Annotated in this window: 16 protein-coding genes; 12 read left to right on the forward strand and 4 right to left on the reverse strand. The window is 68.9% G+C overall.

Annotated elements, in window-relative coordinates:
- Position 1: 1 nt before the first annotated feature.
- Entirely contained in the window at positions 2 to 691 is a 690-nt protein-coding gene (locus OG302_RS42130; protein WP_371524643.1) for a LuxR C-terminal-related transcriptional regulator, read from the reverse strand.
- 484 nt (positions 692 to 1,175) lie between these two features.
- Between OG302_RS42130 and OG302_RS42135 the strand changes: the two genes are divergently transcribed.
- From OG302_RS42135 to OG302_RS42175, 9 genes are all read left to right on the forward strand, one after another.
- The gene (locus OG302_RS42135; protein WP_371524641.1) at positions 1,176 to 2,291 is read left to right on the forward strand and encodes a fatty acid desaturase; all 1,116 of its coding nucleotides are present in this window, start codon (positions 1,176 to 1,178) and stop codon (positions 2,289 to 2,291) included.
- Entirely contained in the window at positions 2,288 to 3,493 is a 1,206-nt protein-coding gene (locus tag OG302_RS42140) for an aminotransferase class V-fold PLP-dependent enzyme (protein WP_371524639.1), read from the forward strand. The genes OG302_RS42135 and OG302_RS42140 overlap by 4 nt, the downstream gene beginning before the upstream one ends.
- Positions 3,490 to 4,743, forward strand: a complete 1,254-nt coding sequence (locus OG302_RS42145) for a hypothetical protein (RefSeq protein WP_371524637.1) — start codon at positions 3,490 to 3,492, stop codon at positions 4,741 to 4,743. Before OG302_RS42140 ends, OG302_RS42145 begins: the two co-directional genes overlap by 4 nt.
- A complete protein-coding gene (locus OG302_RS42150) occupies positions 4,740 to 5,966 on the forward strand; it encodes an MFS transporter (RefSeq protein ID WP_371524635.1) in 1,227 nt (408 codons plus the stop codon). The genes OG302_RS42145 and OG302_RS42150 overlap by 4 nt, the downstream gene beginning before the upstream one ends.
- A 14-nt stretch (positions 5,967 to 5,980) precedes the next feature.
- A complete protein-coding gene (locus tag OG302_RS42155) occupies positions 5,981 to 7,294 on the forward strand; it encodes an aspartate kinase (protein WP_371524633.1) in 1,314 nt (437 codons plus the stop codon).
- 104 nt (positions 7,295 to 7,398) lie between these two features.
- Positions 7,399 to 8,343 (forward strand): MBL fold metallo-hydrolase, encoded by a 945-nt coding sequence (locus OG302_RS42160; RefSeq protein WP_371524631.1) that lies wholly within the window; start codon positions 7,399 to 7,401, stop codon positions 8,341 to 8,343.
- 164 nt (positions 8,344 to 8,507) lie between these two features.
- Positions 8,508 to 9,509 (forward strand): aspartyl/asparaginyl beta-hydroxylase domain-containing protein, encoded by a 1,002-nt coding sequence (locus OG302_RS42165; RefSeq protein WP_371524629.1) that lies wholly within the window; start codon positions 8,508 to 8,510, stop codon positions 9,507 to 9,509.
- 21 nt (positions 9,510 to 9,530) lie between these two features.
- On the forward strand, positions 9,531 to 10,724 hold the full coding sequence (locus tag OG302_RS42170; protein WP_371524627.1) for a peptidogalycan biosysnthesis protein: 1,194 nt from the start codon (positions 9,531 to 9,533) through the stop codon (positions 10,722 to 10,724).
- Positions 10,706 to 11,974: an MFS transporter gene (locus OG302_RS42175; protein ID WP_371524625.1), complete on the forward strand. Its 1,269-nt coding sequence runs from the start codon at positions 10,706 to 10,708 to the stop codon at positions 11,972 to 11,974. The genes OG302_RS42170 and OG302_RS42175 overlap by 19 nt, the downstream gene beginning before the upstream one ends.
- Before the next feature lie 42 nt (positions 11,975 to 12,016).
- On the opposite strand, the gene OG302_RS42180 is transcribed toward OG302_RS42175, so the two are convergent.
- Both OG302_RS42180 and OG302_RS42185 read right to left on the reverse strand, forming a co-directional pair.
- Entirely contained in the window at positions 12,017 to 13,339 is a 1,323-nt protein-coding gene (locus tag OG302_RS42180) for a KamA family radical SAM protein (RefSeq protein ID WP_371524623.1), read from the reverse strand.
- Complete coding sequence (locus OG302_RS42185; protein WP_371524621.1) at positions 13,336 to 14,622, reverse strand: aspartate aminotransferase family protein; 1,287 nt, start codon at positions 14,620 to 14,622, stop codon at positions 13,336 to 13,338. Before OG302_RS42185 ends, OG302_RS42180 begins: the two co-directional genes overlap by 4 nt.
- Positions 14,623 to 14,948: 326 nt before the next feature.
- Between OG302_RS42185 and OG302_RS42190 the strand changes: the two genes are divergently transcribed.
- The 3 genes from OG302_RS42190 to OG302_RS42200 all read left to right on the forward strand — a co-directional run bounded on the left by OG302_RS42190 (position 14,949) and on the right by OG302_RS42200 (position 18,066).
- On the forward strand, positions 14,949 to 15,908 hold the full coding sequence (locus OG302_RS42190; RefSeq protein WP_371524619.1) for a TauD/TfdA family dioxygenase: 960 nt from the start codon (positions 14,949 to 14,951) through the stop codon (positions 15,906 to 15,908).
- A 17-nt stretch (positions 15,909 to 15,925) separates the two neighbouring features.
- A complete protein-coding gene (locus OG302_RS42195; protein WP_371524617.1) occupies positions 15,926 to 17,011 on the forward strand; it encodes an alpha-hydroxy acid oxidase in 1,086 nt (361 codons plus the stop codon).
- A 68-nt stretch (positions 17,012 to 17,079) separates the two neighbouring features.
- The gene (locus OG302_RS42200) at positions 17,080 to 18,066 is read left to right on the forward strand and encodes a DMT family transporter (protein ID WP_371749981.1); all 987 of its coding nucleotides are present in this window, start codon (positions 17,080 to 17,082) and stop codon (positions 18,064 to 18,066) included.
- A gap of 37 nt (positions 18,067 to 18,103) precedes the next feature.
- Here the strand turns inward: OG302_RS42200 and OG302_RS42205 are convergent, their stop codons facing one another.
- The gene (locus tag OG302_RS42205; RefSeq protein ID WP_371524615.1) at positions 18,104 to 18,406 is read right to left on the reverse strand and encodes a hypothetical protein; all 303 of its coding nucleotides are present in this window, start codon (positions 18,404 to 18,406) and stop codon (positions 18,104 to 18,106) included.
- Between the last annotated feature and the right edge of the window lie 188 nt (positions 18,407 to 18,594).

The raw sequence follows: 18,594 nt of genomic DNA on the forward strand, positions 1-18,594 counted from the left end.
CTCATGTCGCCACGCGCAGACCGTGGGCCGCACGCGTGTCGCCGGGGTGGATGAGCCGCATCGAGGAGGCCTTGTTGACGGCGTCCAGGCGGCTGACCGCGCTGAGCTTCTCGAAGATGTTGCTCAGGTGCCGTTTGACGGTGCCCTCCGCGATCCCCAGCTGCACGGCGATCTGACGGTTGCTCAGGGCTGCTGCCGCGTGGGTGAGGACCTCCAGCTCGCGCGCCGACAGCTCCGAGCCGGTCACCGGGCCGCTGCCCGCGGCCCGCAAGGACCGCCGGTGCAGCGGCAGCGTCACCGTCTGGTAGGAACGGGCCCCCCGTTGCGCGCACACGGCGTCGACGACGCTGCCGTAGCCGACGCTCTTGTGCAGATAGCCGTGGATGCCCAGGTCCAACAGCCGCTGCACGAGGCGCGGTTGCTCCAGCATGGACAGCACAAGCACACGGCAGGCCGGAATGCCGTGCAGCAGACGCGTGGCGATCGCCTCGCGATCGTCGGCCGGAACCATCTGGACATCGAGCACCACGAGGTCGGGCCTGGTCCGTGCGACCAGCGTGAGCAAGTCGGCCACCTGGCCCGTCTGGCCCACGACCTCGATGCCGGGCTCCGTGTCCAGCAACGCGCAGAGAGATTCGCGCAGCAGTCTCTGCTCGTCTGCGATCACAACGCGTACGGATGCGTGGGACATGGCAGGCAGTACTCCTGTGTTTCCGGGCAAGTGGGTGGGCGGCGCGCCGGACCTTCGTACGTCATGGGAGCGGAATGCATGCCGGTCTCGCGGTGCACGGAAATTGCCGGCACTCGGAAATCGATCCCGGGCAGCGTAGAACCCAATTCTCGCCCAGAGCAGTGGATTTCCGAACCCACGTTTCTGAAAACGGTGCGTTGCCTGTCGACCGTCAGCGGCGCACACGAATCACGTTAGCGACGTCCATTGTCCGGGCCTATATGCACTTCTCATATGTACCCGTGAACGATTCCCGGAACGATTGCGGACAGGGGCCGAAAGCCACGCCCGCATGTGCCTTTGAGCGCGCCGGCATGTGACAGAAGTCGTAGCACCACCGGCCCGGCACGGTCCGCCGCCTACGTTTCTGGCGTCCCCGGGCCGATCAGGCCCTCCGTTGCCACAGGGAGGAACGCCGATGGCGCCCTCGACTCAATCTCCCACGATGCGAGGACACGTCGACTACGACTTCAGCAAGGTCGCCCCGGAGATCCGCAAGAGACTCCGGCCGCTGGGCGCACTCGACAACTGGCACGCGATCCGCGCGATCCTCGCGGACTACGTGGGTGTCGCCGTCGCGATCTGGGCGTGCCTGTACATCTCCTGGTGGCTGTACCCGCTGGCGTTGCTCTTCATCGGCTCGACCCAGCGCGCGATGGTCAACCTCCTGCACGAGGCGTCGCACAAGGTTCTCAGCCGCAATCCGGCGCTCAACCTGACCCTGGGGACGGTGTTCTCCGGCTATCTCGTCTTCCACCTGTACTCGCCCTACCGGACCAGCCACATCGGCTTCCACCACCGCTACCTGGGAGACCCGCAGAAGGACCCCGACTACGAGTTCCACCGGGATCTGGGCCTGTACGACCCGGCCAAGTCGGACGCCCGCTTCTTCCTGGAGAACATCGCGCTGGCCGTCCTGGGCCTGCGCACCGCCTCGTACGTCCGGTACATCGTGCGGGACCGGATCTTCTACCGGGGGCCGGGAACCAACGTCTCCATGCCGGTCGGCCTCGGCGCGGAACGGCTGATGTTCGCCGTGCAGTGGGTGCTGATCACGGGGGCCTGCGCCGCCACCGGAACGCTGCATCTGCTGCTGCTCTTCTGGATCGTGCCGCTGTTCACCAGCGCGGTCGCCGTGGGATGGCTCTCGGAACTCGCCGAGCACTACCCGATGCCCGAGAGCGAGCGCGCCCAGCTGCTGATGACGCGCAACCGCCATGGATGGGCCCTGGAGAACTACCTGCTCGGCAGGCACCACGACAACTACCACCTGGTGCACCACCTCAACATGAGCATCCCGTTCTGGAACATGAAGCGCGCCCACCGCATCCTGCTCGACGATCCCACCTACGCCCGCTGGGACGCCCTGTGGGGCGGCATCGTCACCCGCGCCAAGAACAGGGCCGGCGCGGAGACGGTCGTGACGTACGCCGCCAAGTACCGGCGCTGGCGCCGGGCCGGCGGGGACCCCCAGGCCTCTTCGCCCACCTTCGCCGAGGTGTTGACCCTCGCACACACCAAGCCCGCGGAGCCTGCGGAGCCTGCGGGGAGGCACGCATGATCGACCGGACCTACTCGACGCGGTGGCGCTCGTACCTCAACACGGCCGGCTCCGGGCTGCAGAGCCGCGAAACCCGCGAGGCGGTGGCCGACTACCTCACGCTGGAAGGGACGATCGGCTCCTACTTCGCCGAACGTGCCTACGCGGAACTGATCCAGGACGGGGTGTACCGCAGCCTCGCGCAGCTGTTCAACTGTCCGCGGGAAGCCGTGGCGATGTCGGACTCCGCGACCCGCGCCTGGCACAGCGCCGTGGCCGGCCTGACCCTGACCGCAGGCGACACCGTGTGGACGACGCCGTACGAATGGGCCGGCAACCTCCTCTTTCTCAAGAACGCGCAGAGAACCGCGGGATTCTCGATCCAGGAGATACCACTCACCCCGGACGGGGACGTGGACATCGAATGGTGCCACCAGCACATCAGCGACCGGGTTGCCCTGATCTCGGTGACACACATGCCCTCCTGCACGGGGGCCCTCACCCCGCTGGCCCCCTTCTCGGAACTCGTCCGTGACCGGCGCACGCTGCTGGTCGTCGACGCCTGCCAGTCGGTCGGGCAGCTCCCCATCGACCTGACGGACACGCCCGTCGACCTGCTGACGGCGAACGGCAAGAAGTCGCTGCTCGGGCCGCGCGGCACAGGCTTCGCGGTGGTGTCCCCCCGCTTCCTCGCGGCAGCCGAGCCGGTCAGCGTCGACGTGCACACCCACGCGTTCGCACCCGGCGGCGGCATCCGTCACCTCACCGGCGGCGCGACCAGGTTGGAGCTCGGTGAGCGAAGCGTGTCGGCCTTCGTCGGGCTCGACACCGCCCTGCGGCAGGCCCGGTCCAATGACTGGGACGGGATGGCCGGTCTGTCGAAAGACCTGCGCGAGCGGGCCCGGCAGATCCCGGGGCTGCGCGTGCACGCTCCGGGCACCCACCACACCGGCATCATCTGCGTCACCCACGAGCGCATCGGGCCCGAGCAGCTGTGGCACGAGCTGTGCCGGGCGGGTGTCGCCTGCTGGCTCATCGACGGCGCACACACCCCCAACTACCTCCTGCGCAACGGTATTTCGCACGCGGTGCGGCTGGCTGTGGGACCACGCACGACGCAGCAGGAGATCGACTACGCGATCGGCGTCCTGGAAGAGATCGGCAGCCGCCGGGCCTCCGTGCCCGCCATGGCAGCCCCGCGGGAGAAGGAGTGGTCAGCGTGAAGAAGATCATCATTCTTGGCGTCAATGCCACCAGCGCCAAGTACGTCCCCCGGGCGCTGCGTTCGGCCGGGTTCGAGCCCGTCTTCCTGGCGGACCCCGAGGAGTTCGCCGGCCAGGCCGCCGAGAGCCTGCGGGACTGCGCCTGCTTTCCGACGGACATCCAGGACCGGGCCGCGGTCCTGCGTCTGCTGGCCGACGAACCGTCGATCACCGAGGACGCGTTCGCCATCACCGGCTTGTACGACGAGAAGTTCCCGCTCATCGCGGAGATCGCCGCCACCTACGATCTGCAGGGGCCGGAGCCGGTCGCCGTGCGGCTGGCCTCCAAGTCCGAAGTCGCGTCTCTCATACCGGAGTTCAGCCCGCCGACCCGGCAATTCACGGCAGGCGAGGCAGCCCGGCTTGCAGTGGACCCCGCCACCCTCGCTCCGGCGCCCGACGGCTACATCCTCAAACCGGCCGAGCAGGCCGGCGGGCGCGGCGCGGCGCGTCTGCCCCAGGGGGCCGGACCGCTGGACGTGTGGAACGCCGTGGCCACCACCGGCCTCTCGCAGGACGCTGCCCACCCCTGGGTGCTGCAGGCGGACATCCGCGGGTCGCTGTTCAGTCTGGAGGGCTACGTCACCGAAGGCCGGATCGTCTTCGTCGACTTCTCCCAGCGCGGGCGCATCTCCTGGACGGAGGTGAGCAACCTGCTTCCTGCCGATCGCCGGCTGCCCCGCGGTACCGAGGACCTGTGCAAGACCGCTGTCACCACGCTCGTCGAACGCTCCGGTCTGTCCCAGGGCTACTTCCACTGCGAGTTCCTGGTCAACGGCAAGCGGCCGTTCCTCATCGACGCCAACATCGGACGCCTCGGCGGCGGTGCCATCGTCGAGCAACTCGGGCTCGCTCACGGCCTGGACCCGGCCGAGATCCTCGCCCATGTCCTCACGCTGGGCCTGCCGGCCGCAGGCACCAGCCCGGAGCCCGCCTACCACCCCCAGGGCAGTGGCGAGTCCACCCTGTCGTACTACTACGGCATCGAAGAAGGCGGGCAGATCACCTCGGTGACCGCGCCGGACGGCGGACGCTGCCTGCACACCCAGGTCGCGCCGAAGGGGGCCCGCGTCGGGCCCGTGGGCACCGGCGACGCCGCCTGGGTCGGGATGCTCACCGGCCTCACGAGCGACGTGGCACGTGAGATCGAGAACGTCGTGGTGCACACCACCGACGGCCCGCGCCGGCCCGCCTGGGTGGCGCCCTCATGAGTCGTGAGCGTGCGGCGCCGCCCGGCGGCTGGACGATCTACGCCGTCCGCTTCCTCACCTACAGCACATGGGGCGTTCTGTACCCCTTCTTCACGGTGTGGCTGCTGGACCAGGATTCCTTCTCGACCGCGGACTGCGGCCTGATCACCGGCGCCGCGGTCCTGGCGAACCGGCTCGGCTCCCTGGCATTCGTCCGCGTCCTGCCGCCGGGCAGCGAGCGGGCCTCCATCATCGGTTCGCAGCTCGTGATGGCTGCGGCAGCAGGCCTGATGTGTGCCATGGCGCTGCTCCCGGTCGGCTCGCTCATCGCCTGGATGCTGGTCTCGGGGATCTTCGGCCTCGCGGGTTCGCTGGCCACGCTCGCCCAACTCACGCTGATCGTGCACCAGTTCGGCCCGGAGGAGACCCGTCGGGCCTTCTCCTACGAGAACGTCGCACTCAACGCGGCCGGCGGCCTGGCCCCCTTCGTCTCCTCTCTGGCCTACGCCGCCACGGGCCGGTACTACGTGCTGGCCCCGATCGGGTTCGCCGTGCTCGCGGGGCTGCTGGCGACGCGCCTCGCGACGGGACGCGTGCCGGTGCGCGAGACGCCGGGGAAGGCGCCGGATCCCGCAGTTCTGCCCCGGGGCATGGGCGCCCTGCTGGGGGTCAACTTCCTGACCCACATCACGTACGCGCAGTTCTACGGCGTGTTCGCCGCCTACGCGAGCCCGAGCCTGGGAGCACGCAGCGTCGGCCTCCTGTTCGCCTTTGCCAGCGTCGCCATCGTGGTGACGCAGGCGCTGGTGACCCGGCTGTGCCGAGAGGCGCGCGAGCCCGCCCTCATCGTGGGCGCCAACCTGGCCCTGGGAGCCGGCACCATCCTGCTCGTGGCGCCGCAGGGCGGCATGGCGCTCATGCTTCTCGCCGTCCTCGCCATCACCATCGGCGAGATGCTCTACGGCCCGGTGTACCAGACGCTGGCCGTCGCGGTCGCGGGTGGACGTACGAGCCTGGCCGTCGGCGCCCTGACCTTCGTCTGGGGACTGGCCGAATCCCTCGCCGTGGCAGCGGGACTGTGGCTCATCGGGGCCGGCCTCGGCGCCGCGACGTTCTTGATCGGAGGCGGGGCGGCCCTGGCCGTCGTCGTGATCGTCGCCGTAATGCACCGCAGCTTCGCTGCCATGGCGAACACCCCCGTGCCCGTGCCCGCGGCCCGGCGCACCGCCGATTCCACTTCGTGACGGGAAGAGACAACGTGGCATCCGCACCCTCCACCCATCAGCGCCCCACCCTCGACCAGCGCCCGGCTCGCGTACTCAAGTTCGGCGGGACCTCGATGGGAACCACCCCCGAGCAGCTCGCACGGATCGCGCGCATCGTTGCCGCAGCCCACCGGCACAGCAACGTCGTGGCCGTCGTCTCCGCCCGCGGCGATTCCACCGACCGGCTCATCGACGAGGCACGTTCGGCCGTCGCCGTGCCGCCGAGCCGCGAACTCGACCAGTTGATGGCCACGGGAGAAGCCCGCTCGGCCGCCCTGCTGGCGATGGCACTGCACGAACTGCGCATCCCCGCGGTGTCATTGCTGGGAGCGCAGGCCGGATTCACCGTGTCCGGCGAGCACACCAACGGGCGCATCGAAAAGCTGGACACCACACGGCTGCGCCAGACGCTGTCCCATGGGCAAGTGGCCGTCGTGGCCGGCTTCCAGGGCCTGACCGCGGACGGCGATGTCATCACCCTGGGCCGGGGCGGCTCCGATACGTCGGCCGTGGCTCTGGCCGTCGCACTCGGCGCCGCGGCCTGCGAGATATACACCGACGTCGACGGCGTCTTCTCGGCAGACCCGCGCATCGTGCCGCAGGCTCGGCTGATTCCGGTCGTCCGCAACAGCGTCATGTCGGAGATGGCCTATGCCGGAGCCCGGGTACTGCACACGCGCTCGGTGGAACTGGCCGGCCGCGCGGGCGTCGCCCTGCACGTACGGAGCACCTTCAGCCGCAGCCCGGGGACCGTCGTGGTCTCCGAACAGGAAGGAGAACCCGTCATGTTGGAAACCGAGGACCGTGTGGCAGCGGTGTCCCACGAGCCGGGGAACGCCCGGATCACGATCGTGAGCGCCTCTCCCGAGGCCCCACTGCCGGGGACCGAAGTTCTGGCCCTGCTGGCCGACGCGTCGGTGCCGATCGACGTGATGACCAGGTTCACCGACAGGGCGCAGCGGCACGGGTGGGACTTCACGGTGCCGGCCAAGGACATCGACACCGTGACCAGCCTGCTCGCGACCCTGCCCTGCCGGGTCGCGGTCGACCCCGCCGTGGCCAAGGTGTCGGTCGTCGGCTCCGGTCTGCTCAGCGACCCCCGAACCCTGGGCCGCCTGCTGAACACGCTGCTCGCCGAGGGGATCGACCCCCTGTCCCTGGCCACCTCGCAGAGCCGGATCTCCGCGACGGTCGCCGAACCCGACTGCTCCCGCGCGGTGGCGGCCCTGCACGCGGAGTTCGTGTCCGCACCCGACCTGCACGAGTCGATCGGATCGACGGCCGTCACCGTCGGTTCATCCGTTTGACCCGCCCGGCCCGGGCGCGGCAGGCGCGCCTGCTCCGCTGCGTGCCGATCACGTCCTTGAAGCCTTCCTGCGCGCCACCCGCCAGCCACCGAAAGGGGCCCTCCATGACCGAGCCGGATCTGCTCCGCGCCGGGCACCACCTGCGGGTACTGCGACAGTCGCGCACGACGGGTAACGCCGACGGGGTGTTCGCCTACATCCCACCCGACGAGGGCTGGTGCCAGAACAACGCGGGCATCATCACGGGCCCCGAGGGGGTCACGGTCATCGACACGGTCGCGACCGAAGCACGCACGCAGGCCCTGCGCGCCTCCATGGAAGCCCTGCGCGCGGGACCCGTCCGCAAGGTCGTCAGCACACACCATCACGGCGGCCCCATCTCCCGCAACGGTGCCTTCCCCGAGGCGACCGTCATCGCGCATTCGCTGACGCGCAGCGAGATGGCGGAGACAGAACCCGCTCCGACGGAGCTGTGGCCTGGCGCCGGCCGGGGCGACGTGCGTCCCGTTCTGCCCTCGGTCACTTTCGACGAGCGCCTCACCCTGTACAGCGGGGAGCGACGCATCGAGCTCGTCTTCTGCGGGCCCGCGCACACCACCAACGACGTGGTGGTGTGGCTGCCGGGAGACCGGGTGCTGTTCACCGGCGACGTGGTGCTGGCGGGGGCGGCCCCGTGCACGGTGATGGGCTCCGTGGAAGGGGCGTTGGCGGCCATCAGGACCCTGCGGGCCTTCGGCGCCCGTACGGTCGTCTGCGGGCGCGGTCCCATCCGGGGCGCGAAGGTCTTCGACGAGACGGAGGCCTACCTGCGGTGGATCCAGATCGTCGCGATGGAGGGCTGGCAGCAAGGCCTGACACCGCTGGAGACCGCCAGGAGGACAGGGACGGGCCGCTTCTGCCACCTGACCCGCGCCGAGCGCATCGTGGGCAACCTCCACCGGGCCTACGCCGAACTCGAGGGCGGCGCCTTGGGCCGGCCCCTGGAACTGCCCCAGATCTTCCGGGAGATGGCGGAGTTCAACCACATGGCGTCACCACCGCTTCCCTGACCGGAGACAGCGAGAGCAGGCCGGTGTTCGTGCTCTCAGCCGTCCATTGACAGAACCGCTCGGTTGGTTTTTTCTTGGCTATGAGTGTGCGGCCAAGGCCGTCCGAGTTCCCTCCGAACAGCTCTTTCGTCAGCACAGTCAGTCATACGAAGGAAGGAACAGACGTGTCTGCTGGAACGATTGCGGATGCACAGGCCGGGATCCCCGATGTGGTTCGGCTCACGCCGAACTTCGACGTGGACTCCCTGGTACGCGACGTGCAGGCCCTGCGCGCGGAACAGGCCGCCGACTGGAAACTGCAGAAGACCTTCGTCACCGATGACCACCTGGTCGAGACCGAACTCGACTGGCACATCATGCCGCTGCGCAGCACAGGCGGGGACAAGGCGCGCACCGACCCGGGCGGACCGGGCCTGGTGTCGTTCGCCGACACCTCCCACACAAAACTCGCCCCGCACCTGCACGCGGTGATGCGAGCGATCCCGTCGCCGCTGCGCTCCGTGCGCCTGATGGCACTGGGCCCGGACACCTACGGCCCCGACCACTTCGACAACAAGTACGCGCTCACCTGGGGCATCGCCCGACTGCACGTACCGGTGATCACGCTGCCCGAGGCGAAACTGTTCTTCGGACAGACCCCGTACGTATGGGAAGCGGGCTCGCTCTGGTTCGGCAACTTCGCCCGCACCCACCGGATCGAGAACAGCGGCCGCAGCCACCGCGTGCACTTCGTGCTGGATGTGCAGGTGACCGAGGCGCTGTTCGATCTGTTCCCGCCGGAGGTCCGCGCCGAGCTGCCCTTCGACAAGATCATGGTCAACCGTGATGAGCAGCCGTTGCGGCCCTCGGCCCTGCACCAGGTCGCCTTCGAGGTACCGAAGTCCTTCACCGACTGGGAGGAGGCCGACGGCGAGTTCCTCATCGACCAGCCGACGGTCCCGTCCGAGATCAGGGTGCAGGACGGCCGTCTGGTGCTGCACTACGACGGAGCCCCCTACGCGGGCCTGGTGCACATCGGGGACAACGAATTCCGCTTTCAGGGATGGACCGACGAGCGCACCGTCCAGGTCGTCGACGACGGGGGGCAGCGACGGGTCGTGCTGCGTACCAGGGTCGGCAAGCAGGTCCGGACGCTGGCGCTCCCGGCGACGCCCCAGAGTGTGTGAACCGCCACGGTGGAGGCCGATATGAGCATGACCGTGAACAGCTGCCGGACGACCGGCTTCGGCTCCCCGACCGAGGGGCTGGGCAAGGAGGAATGGGACCGGCTGGCGGGTGACCACCTCTATGCCACCAGCGGGTGGCTGGACTTCTGTGTCGATGACCCCGGGGGCCGCACGCTCACCGGCAACGTGCACGCCCGGCTGCCCGGCGGCACCGCTGCCGTTCCGGTCACCGCGGTGTGGGAGGAGAACAACGGGTTCTACCAATGGAGCCGGCTGCTGGACAAGGCGGGCCTGCCTGCGGTGAGCCCGCAAGGTCTCCTCGTCGGCCCGCGCCGTGGCTATCAGACGAACCTGCTGATCAGCGACGGGGTGGAGCGCACCGAAGGGGCCTCAGCCCTGGTGGAAGAACTCGCCGGCCTGCGCAGGCGGGCCGTGGCGGACCGGATGTTCGACCACGGCGACCCCGACCAGATCCCGTGCCACGGCATGTTCCTGACCAGCGCCGACGTGCGCGCCCTTCGCTCCGCCGGGGTACGCGCCGAGCCCGTACTGTGCGCCGCCGACGCCTGGATCCGTACCGAGGGCGGTGACTGGGACGGCTGGATGCGCACGCTGCCGTCCAAGCGCCGCGGCGAGCTGATCCGCCGGGACCAGCGGCGCTTCGATTCCGCGAACTACCACTTCATCGAGAAGCCGCTCTCGGAATGCTATGAAGAGGCGGCCCTGATGTCCCAGGGCACCCAGGCCCGCTACGGGCAGCCCGCGGATGTCTCGGTGCTCGCCGAGTCCCTGCGCGTCCAGGCCGAGACGATGGGCGAGGCGGCACGGGTGCTGATGTGCGGCCGAGAGGGCGAACCCCCCGTCGGGTTCCTGCTGTTCTACCGCTGGGGCGACGCGACCTTCCTCAAGGGCGCCGGATTCCACTACGACCAACTGGTCGGTGTCGCCGAGTACTTCAACCTCGTCTACTACGAGCCGGTCCGCGACGCGCTGCGCCATGGCAGGCGCTGGATGCACGCCGGCATCGCGTCGACCGACACCAAGGCGATGCGCGGCGCCGAGGTCCGCCCCCTGTGGATGCTCGATGTGTTCGGCGACGCCGCCCACAACGACGCCATCCGCGCCTACAACGCGGCCCAGCTGCGCGAACTCACCGAGTCCTCCACAGCGGTGGCCAAGGCAGTGGTCGAAGACGAGTGGTTGGAGTTCTGTTGAAGTCGCGCCTGTTGCTCAACGGGGATTTCGCTCGTTTCTGGCTGAGTCAGGTGCTGACCAGCGTCGCGTCGAAGAGCATGACGATGGTCTTCCCGCTGCTGGCGACGATCTCGTTCGCGGCCACGCCCTTCGAGGTGGGCGTGGTCGCCGCCGCCCAGTACGTGCCGGTGCTGGTGGTGACCCTCTTCATCGGAATGTGGCTGGACCGGCGACCACGGCGGCCCACGCTGCTGTTCACCGACGTGGCGGGCGGGCTGGCGCTGCTGATCATCCCGGTTCTCAGCGGGCTCGACGAGTTCCATCTCGGGATGCTGTACGCGGTCGCCTTCGGCTTCGGCTCACTCGTCGCCATCGCCGAGGTCTGTGCGCAGGCGTATACGCCGAGTCTGGTGCGCGAATCCGAACTGGTCGCCGCGATCGGGCGGCTCGAAGCGGTGTTCACGCTGGTCGTGGTCGCCGCACCCGGCCTGGGCGGGCTGCTCATGAACTGGCTGGGCGGCTCCGGCGCGGTTCTGATGGGGGCGGTGCTCTACCTGATCGCGGCGCTCGTCCTGCTCAGCGTGAACCGGCGCGAGCCGCCGGTCGTCGCGCCGGTGACTCGCGAACGCATGGTGAGCGAAATCGCCGCGGGCGCCCGGCTCCTGCTGTCCATACCCGTACTGCGGACGCTGATCGGGCAGGCCGCGCTGTTCAACTTCTTCGAGCAGGCGATGCTGACCCTGTACACCGTGTACGCGGCCTCCGTCGTCGGCGTCACGCCGGCGCTGCTCGGCCTGACCGTGACGCTCGGCGCCGTCGGTTCCATGCTGGGCGCGGTCGCCGCCGAGCAGGCTGAACGCAGGTGGGGGCTGAAGCGTGTCGTCGTGGCGAGCATGGCCATCGCATCGTTCGCGCCGGTGCTGATCCCGCTCGCCACGGATCCCACCCCGCTCACCGTGACGATCTGGTCCGTTTCCTTCGTTCTCTACGGATTCGGTCTGACCGTCTACAACGTCTTCAGCACCTCCACCCGCCAGAGGCTCACCCCGGACCATTTGCGTGGCCGCGTCGCGGCGACCACTCGCCTCGTCGCCTACGGGCCGCTCAGCGCCGGCACGCTGCTCGGGGGCAGCCTCGGCTCACTGTTCGGGGCGCGTGAAGGACTGTGGATCACGGTGGCCCTGCTGATGGCGGCTTTCCTGCACTTCGTCGTGGCGATGAAGCGCACCCGGATCCCGGACCTGCGGGCCGAACCGGAACTGGCGAAGTGAGGGTGCGGGGCGTGTCTGGCCCCGCACCCTCACTTCCCGCTCTCAGCGGTCCTGGCCAAATGGCTCCGTCTGCCAGAACCACGGTTCGTCGAACGCCGGCTTGAGGTCGTCGAACCACACCGCGTGCTCGTCGTGCTTGGCGAAGAACGGCCGGCCGACCCAGTTCGGATCGCGCGCCTGCAGAAAGCGGCAGCAGAACACGTCCTGGCCGGCGATGCGGGCGATGCCGTCGACTGCCACCTTGCCGGGCGAGGCGGACATGACCGGCCCGCGCGCCGTGCGCTCCAGCCCGGAGACCGATGAGATCGCGTCGCGGTAGATGGACACGGCTCGGTCCAGCGGCAACTCGAAGTACTGGCTGGCTCCGGTGTCCCGCTCCACGAACATGTAGTACGGCGCCACACCGAGTCGGGTCATCGTCCGCCACATCTGGGCCCACACGGCCGGGTCGTCATTCACATGGCGCACCAGAGGTGCCTGCGCACGGATGACGGCGCCGGTATCCCTGATCCGCCGGATGGCCTGCCGGCAGGCATCCGTCTCCAACTCGCGGACATGGGAGAAGTGCGCCATCACGGCCACGTGCCGACCCGCCGCAGTCGCCTCTTCCAGAAGGCGCAGCAGGTCCGTCGCATCGGCGTCGGTGGTGAAGCGGTAGGGCCAGTAGGACAGTGCCTTCGTCCCGATGCGGATGTTGCGGATGTGTGCGAAACGGGGTTCCAGCAGCGGGGAGAGGTAGGACCGGAGCCGGTCCGTAGACATGATCATCGGGTCCCCGCCGGTGAACAGCACATCCGAGACCTCGGGGTGGGCCGCAAGATACTGGAGAGCTTGCTCCGGCCCGGACACGGCCTGCTTCAGTTCCGCGACGCCGATGAACTGGGCCCAGCGGAAGCAGTATCCGCAGTACGCGTGGCAGGTCTGGCCCTGTCCGGGGAACACCAGCACCGTCTCCCGGTACTTGTGCTGCAGACCGACGAGCGAGCCCGTCTCGTCCTCGGGGACGTTCGCCTGCAGCTGCTCCCCGGGGTGGGGGTTGAGCTGCAGCCGAGCCCTGTTGACGGCGCTGCGCAGTTCCGCGCGGGGCGCCTTGCGGTCGATCAGTTCGGCGACCTCCTGGTATGCCGGCTCGGGCAGCATGTCGCGGTCGGGGAAGGTCAGCCGGTAGATCGGATCGTCGGGAGCCCTGTCCCAGTCGATGAGTTCGTCGAGCACGTAGTTGTTGACCTTGAACGGCAGGACCGCGCTCACCACCTCGATGTCCCGGCGGACGGCAGGGTCCAGCCGCTGTACCTGAGGCAAGTGGGCCAGCCGCGCCCCGGGAACCGCCCGCATCTTCATGGGGCTGGGGGACTTCCCCGTCATGCTCGCTCCTTCGTCATGCCGGTGCGCGAGAGCCCGGTGGCCGAGGCAAGGGCCCGGGACAGCGCACTCACTGCCTGGTCAACCTGGGCTTCCTCCACGATCAGAGCGGGGAGCAGCCTCAGTACGTTTCTCAGTGGTCCGCCGATCTGCACCAGCAGCCCCTGGGCGATGGCCTCTTGCTGGACACGGAGCGCCTTCTCGGGGTCCGGCCGGCCGTCCGGTGACGAGAACTCCCAGCCGAGCATGAGGCCGAGCCCGCGAATGTCACCCACGACCTCGTGCTCCTCGGCGATCTCCATCAGTCCCTCGGCGAGCCGGAGGCCCTGGAGAGACGCGTTCGCCACGAGTTCTTCGTCCGCGATGACGTCGAGCGTGGCCAGCGCCGCAGCGCAGGCCACCGCGTTGCCGCCGTAGGTTCCGCCTTGTGAGCCCGCGGGGGCGGCGCTCATCAGCCGTTCCGACGTGGCCATCACCGACAGCGGCAGTCCGCTGGTCATCCCCTTGGCGGCCACCAGGATGTCGGGCTCGACGCCGAAGTGCTGATGGCCCCAGAACCGCCCCGTCCGCCCGAACCCGGTCTGGACCTCATCCACCACCAGGAGGAACCCGTGGCGGTCGGCCCTCTCCCGTAGTCCTTGCATGAAAGCGGCGGTGGCAGGGATGAATCCACCCTCGCCCAATACCGGTTCCACGATGAGAGCCGCGGTGTCCTCGGGGGCGGTCACGGTCGCCAGGAGGAAGTCGAGTTCCTGCAGGGCGAACCGGGTGGCCTCGTCCTCGCTCCAGCCGTACCGGTACGCGGAGGGGAACGGTGCGATGTGCACCCCGGCCATCAGAGGGGCGTGCCCCGTGCGGAATCGCGGGCTTGAGGTGGTCATCGACGCGGCGCCGACGGTCCGGCCGTGGAAGCCGCCGTGGAACACGATGACGTTCGGGCGCCTTGTGGCCTGCCGGGCCAGGCGCAGCGCCGACTCCATCGCCTCACTGCCGGAGTTGGCGAAGAACAGGGACTGCAGCTCAGCCGGAAGTACCTGCCCCAAACGGTCACACAGGTCGAGCAGGGGCCGGTGTCGCACGGTCACGTACTGGCCGTGGATCAGTCGACTGGCCTGGTAGGCGATCGCGTCGACCACCCACGGGTGACAGTGGCCGGTGCTGGTGACCCCGATCCCGGCAGTGAAGTCCAGATATCGCTGCCCGTCGTCTCCGTACACGTCCAGCCCTTTTGCGTGACTGACGGTGACCGGAGTCGCTGGCTTGAGAACGGGCGATAAGCGTGCCATGGGTCGTCCCTCCGTGTGGTTGCACCCCTGTGGCGCTGCGCCGACCCGATGAAGGTAGCCAGGCCAACCCGAAAAGACAACCGGACAGTCGGTTTATTGCTCGCCTGCCCCATGGGGGAGATATGCATGCTTACTGGTGGTTTGCCCCGTGGAGATGCCGCAGTTGGGCGATGTCCTGTGCAGTTTTCTCGCCTTGACAAAACCACACGGTCGGTTTTTGATGCGTTGGTCAGCCATCACGCCGCCCTTCACCGCACGCGGCGTGTCACCAGGAGCCACCAGTTGTTGATCACCTGCCGTCAGAGCAGGGGAATTCGAGGGGTCTGATGACTGCGCCGCTTTTCGAACTGACCGACCGAGAACGCTCCGTCCTGTGGCAGCAGGCCGAGGAGGTCGTCCACCACGGCCCCGAGGCCGTCGGCGAGGACGCCCTGCCCATACGCGTGAAGGAAGCGATACAGGACTTCGGCCGGGACTCGGGCGAGAGGGGTTTCATGCTCCTGCGCGGCCTGGAACTCGGCCCGCTCCCGCCCACACACGCCGACGGCGAACCGGCGACCCTACCGGGTCACGGCACGGCCGGCCTGGGCATGCTCATCGCCGAAACGCTCGGCACGATGATCGGCTACGCCGACGAGAAAAGCGGCGACCTGGTCCACAACGTGCAGCCGCTGCCCGGCGAGGAGACACGGATCGAGGGCTCCGGATCCGTGGCGTTCGACTTTCACATCGAGAACGTCCACCACTCGCTGCGCCCGGATTTCATCGGCCTGATCTGTCTCCGGCAGGACCACGACGGCATCGCGTCGACCCGCATCGCCTCCTGCCGCGAAGCGATGGACCTGCTCAAGCCCGAGACGGTGGAATCCCTGCGGCAGTGCCAGTTCTACAGCAACTACCCGGGCTCCTTCACCAGGGAGGCCACCGTGGAACCCGCTCCCTCGGGCCCCCACCCGGTCCTGTTCGGCAGCACCGACAAGCCGTTCATGCGCTTCAACTCCCACAACACCACCTCACTGAACAAGGCGGGCCGTGCCGCACTTCGCGCTCTTGCCGAGGCGCTCGAAGACGTCTGCCACGACGTGATCCTCCAGCCGGGCGACTGCGCCCTCCTGGACAACAACGTCGCGGCACACGGGCGTTCGGCGTTCGAGCCCCGCTACGACGGACAGGACCGATGGCTTCGGCGGTTCTACTCGATCAAGTCGATCCCGCACTCCGTGCTGCAGATGATGGACGGCTCGCGCGTCGTCCCGCCGATCCCGGCCATCGAAGGCATCTGGTGAGGCAACAGGAGAAGCACGTGCCCGACCTCGACGCACTCCTGTCGCTCGCCGACTTCGAGCAGCGCTGGATGGCTCACGCGGACCGGCCTGTCGCCCAGTACGTGGCAGGCGGAGCGGGATCGGACGGTGTGGTCGCCACCAACACGGCAGCGTTCGACGACGTATGGCTGTGCCCGCGGGGGCTGCACGACGGCCCCGCGGAACTCGACACATCGGCCACGGTGCTGGGCCATGAGCTCAGCTTCCCGCTCATGCTCGCGCCCACGAGCCCGCAGCGGCTGGTGCATCCGGACGCCGAACTGGCCACCGGACGAGCGGCGGCCCAGCGCGGCCTGCTGTCGATCGTCAGCACCGACTCGCACTTCGCCTACTCCCAGATCGCGGAAGCAGCGCCTGGCCGTACCTGGTTCCAGCTGTTCCCCTACCGCTCTCGCACGGACGTCGACGCCACGGTCGAGTACGCCGAGAACTGCGGCGCCTCGGCCCTGGTCGTCACGGTTGACGCATCATTCCCGGCGCGGCGGCTGACCACGGTGCGGGCGGGCTACCGGCTGCCCCCCGGCGTCGACTACGGAACCCTGCGAACCCTGGGAATCCTGCAGGGCGATCCACCACGCGGCGGTCGGCACGAAAAGATCCCTGTCACCTGGGACGATCTCAAGCGCATTCGCGCCCGGACCTCCCTGCCGATCCTCGTCAAAGGCGTGCTCCGGCCGGCCGACGCCCGGCGCTGCGTCGATCTGGGTGCCGACGCGACCATCGTCTCCAACCACGGCGGCCGTCAGCTGGATGGTGTCCTGCCGGCCCTGTTCGCCCTGCGCTCGATCGTCGCGGCCGTCCCGCGAACTCACCCGGTGATCCTCGACGGCGGGATCCGCTCCGGCATCGACCTCGCCAAGGCGATCGCGCTCGGAGCCCGGGCGGTGTGCATCGGCAGACCCTACCTCTGGGGGCTCGGCCTCGGCGGTCAGCAGGGAGTGGAACGCGTAGTGGACCTCCTGCACGCCGAATTCAGCGACGCCCTCCTGCAGCTGGGAATCACCACGGTCGAGGAGTTGGACGACTCGTTCGTGACCACGTCGTGCCGTCACGTGCGCGGCTGACCCGGTAGCCCCGTCCAGAAGAACGTATGACGCACCCACGAAGACAAGGGAGCAACCACACGGTGGCGATGCTGAAACCGCACGGTGGCGAAGCGCCGCATCGCTCGCCCGCTCCTGGCCGCGGCAGGAGCGGCCGGCTGCTGCCCGGGCTCGGCCTGGCGGTCGCAGCCGCCGTCGCGATGGGCGGCGCGGCGCCGGCGCTGAAGGCCCTGGGGACGACCGGGCTCACGGCCGTTCAGATCATTCAGGCCCGAGCGATCGTGGGAGCCGCGCTGCTGCTGCTCGTCGCCGCGACCCTCCACCGCGGACAACTGCGCGTGCGAGCGCGCGACATGTGGCTGGTCCTCCTTTACGGCGCCATCAGCCTCGCCCTGAACCAGGTCGCGTTCACCATGGCCCTGGTACGGCTCCCGGTGGGCGTGGCCCTGCTGGTGGAGTACCTGTCCCCGCTGCTGGTCGCACTCTGGGTGCGGCTCGTCCAGCGCAAACAGATCTCCGGCCTGGTGTGGGCGGGGATCTGCCTCACCCTCATCGGCTTGTCCCTCACCGGGAAAGTGTGGTCCGGGGGCGGTCTGGACGGGCCCGGCCTGGGGCTGGCACTCCTGGCCGCGCTGACTCTGGCAAGCCGCTTCCTGCTCGCCGAGCGAGGCCTGCGCAGCTACGAGCCGCTGGTCATGTCAGCCTGGGGGGCCACCGTGGGTGCCGTCACCCTCACGCTGGTCACCCTCTTCGAACCGTTCCCGCTCGACGCGCTGGGGCGAGATGCTGCGCTCAACGACTGGACCGTCCCGGTCTGGGCGCTGGTGATCTGGGTGGGAGTGATCGGCATGGCCGGCGGCCTGGCGCTCGGCGCCGCCGCCCAGCGCCGGCTCCCGCCGACCTCGGCCAGCCTCATGCTGACCCTGGAGGTGGTGGCCGGAGCCGTACTCGCCTACATCGTGCTCGGCGAGGTGCTGTCACCGGAACAACTGGCCGGATCCGCCATGATGCTCGCCGGAATCGTGCTGGCGCAGCTCGCCGTCCTGAGGCGCCCGCCGCCGCCCGACGACCGATGAGCCGACCCGAGGGGGCCCCACGCTGCCGCCACCGTGCCTACCCGGCGGGTAGACCACTGACCTCGAACACCGGGTAATCCGCGGCGATGTGCTCGAAGTCGTCGAGCGGTGCGTCGGGGTCCACCGGTACATGTGGCCGCGCACCAGGAGCCACCTGCAGGTACTGCTTCATGATGGGGGCGCGGCTCTCCACCGGAAGCTCCTGCAGCCGGACATCGAAGTCCCGGCCGCGCCTGATCACAGCCTTCCCGCTCGCGGCACGGACATTGCGGACCCAGTTGGCGTCGGCTCCCAGCATCGAAACCACGTACCGCTTGCCCTCGAAGTCCACCATCATCACGGGGAAAGAGATCGTCCTGGCGCTCGACCGTCCCCGCACGCACAGCGTGACACCGCCCCTGCGCCCGCGCGCGGAACTGTATTTCCATCTCCAGTAGCGGTTGAGCAGTTGGACCACCGCGCCAGGCCGGGCACCGGGGTATATCGATCGCTTCAACCGGTATAAAAGATGCAACATCCCTCCATTAT

This window comes from Streptomyces sp. NBC_01283 (assembly GCF_041435335.1).
GTDB lineage: Bacteria > Actinomycetota > Actinomycetes > Streptomycetales > Streptomycetaceae > Streptomyces.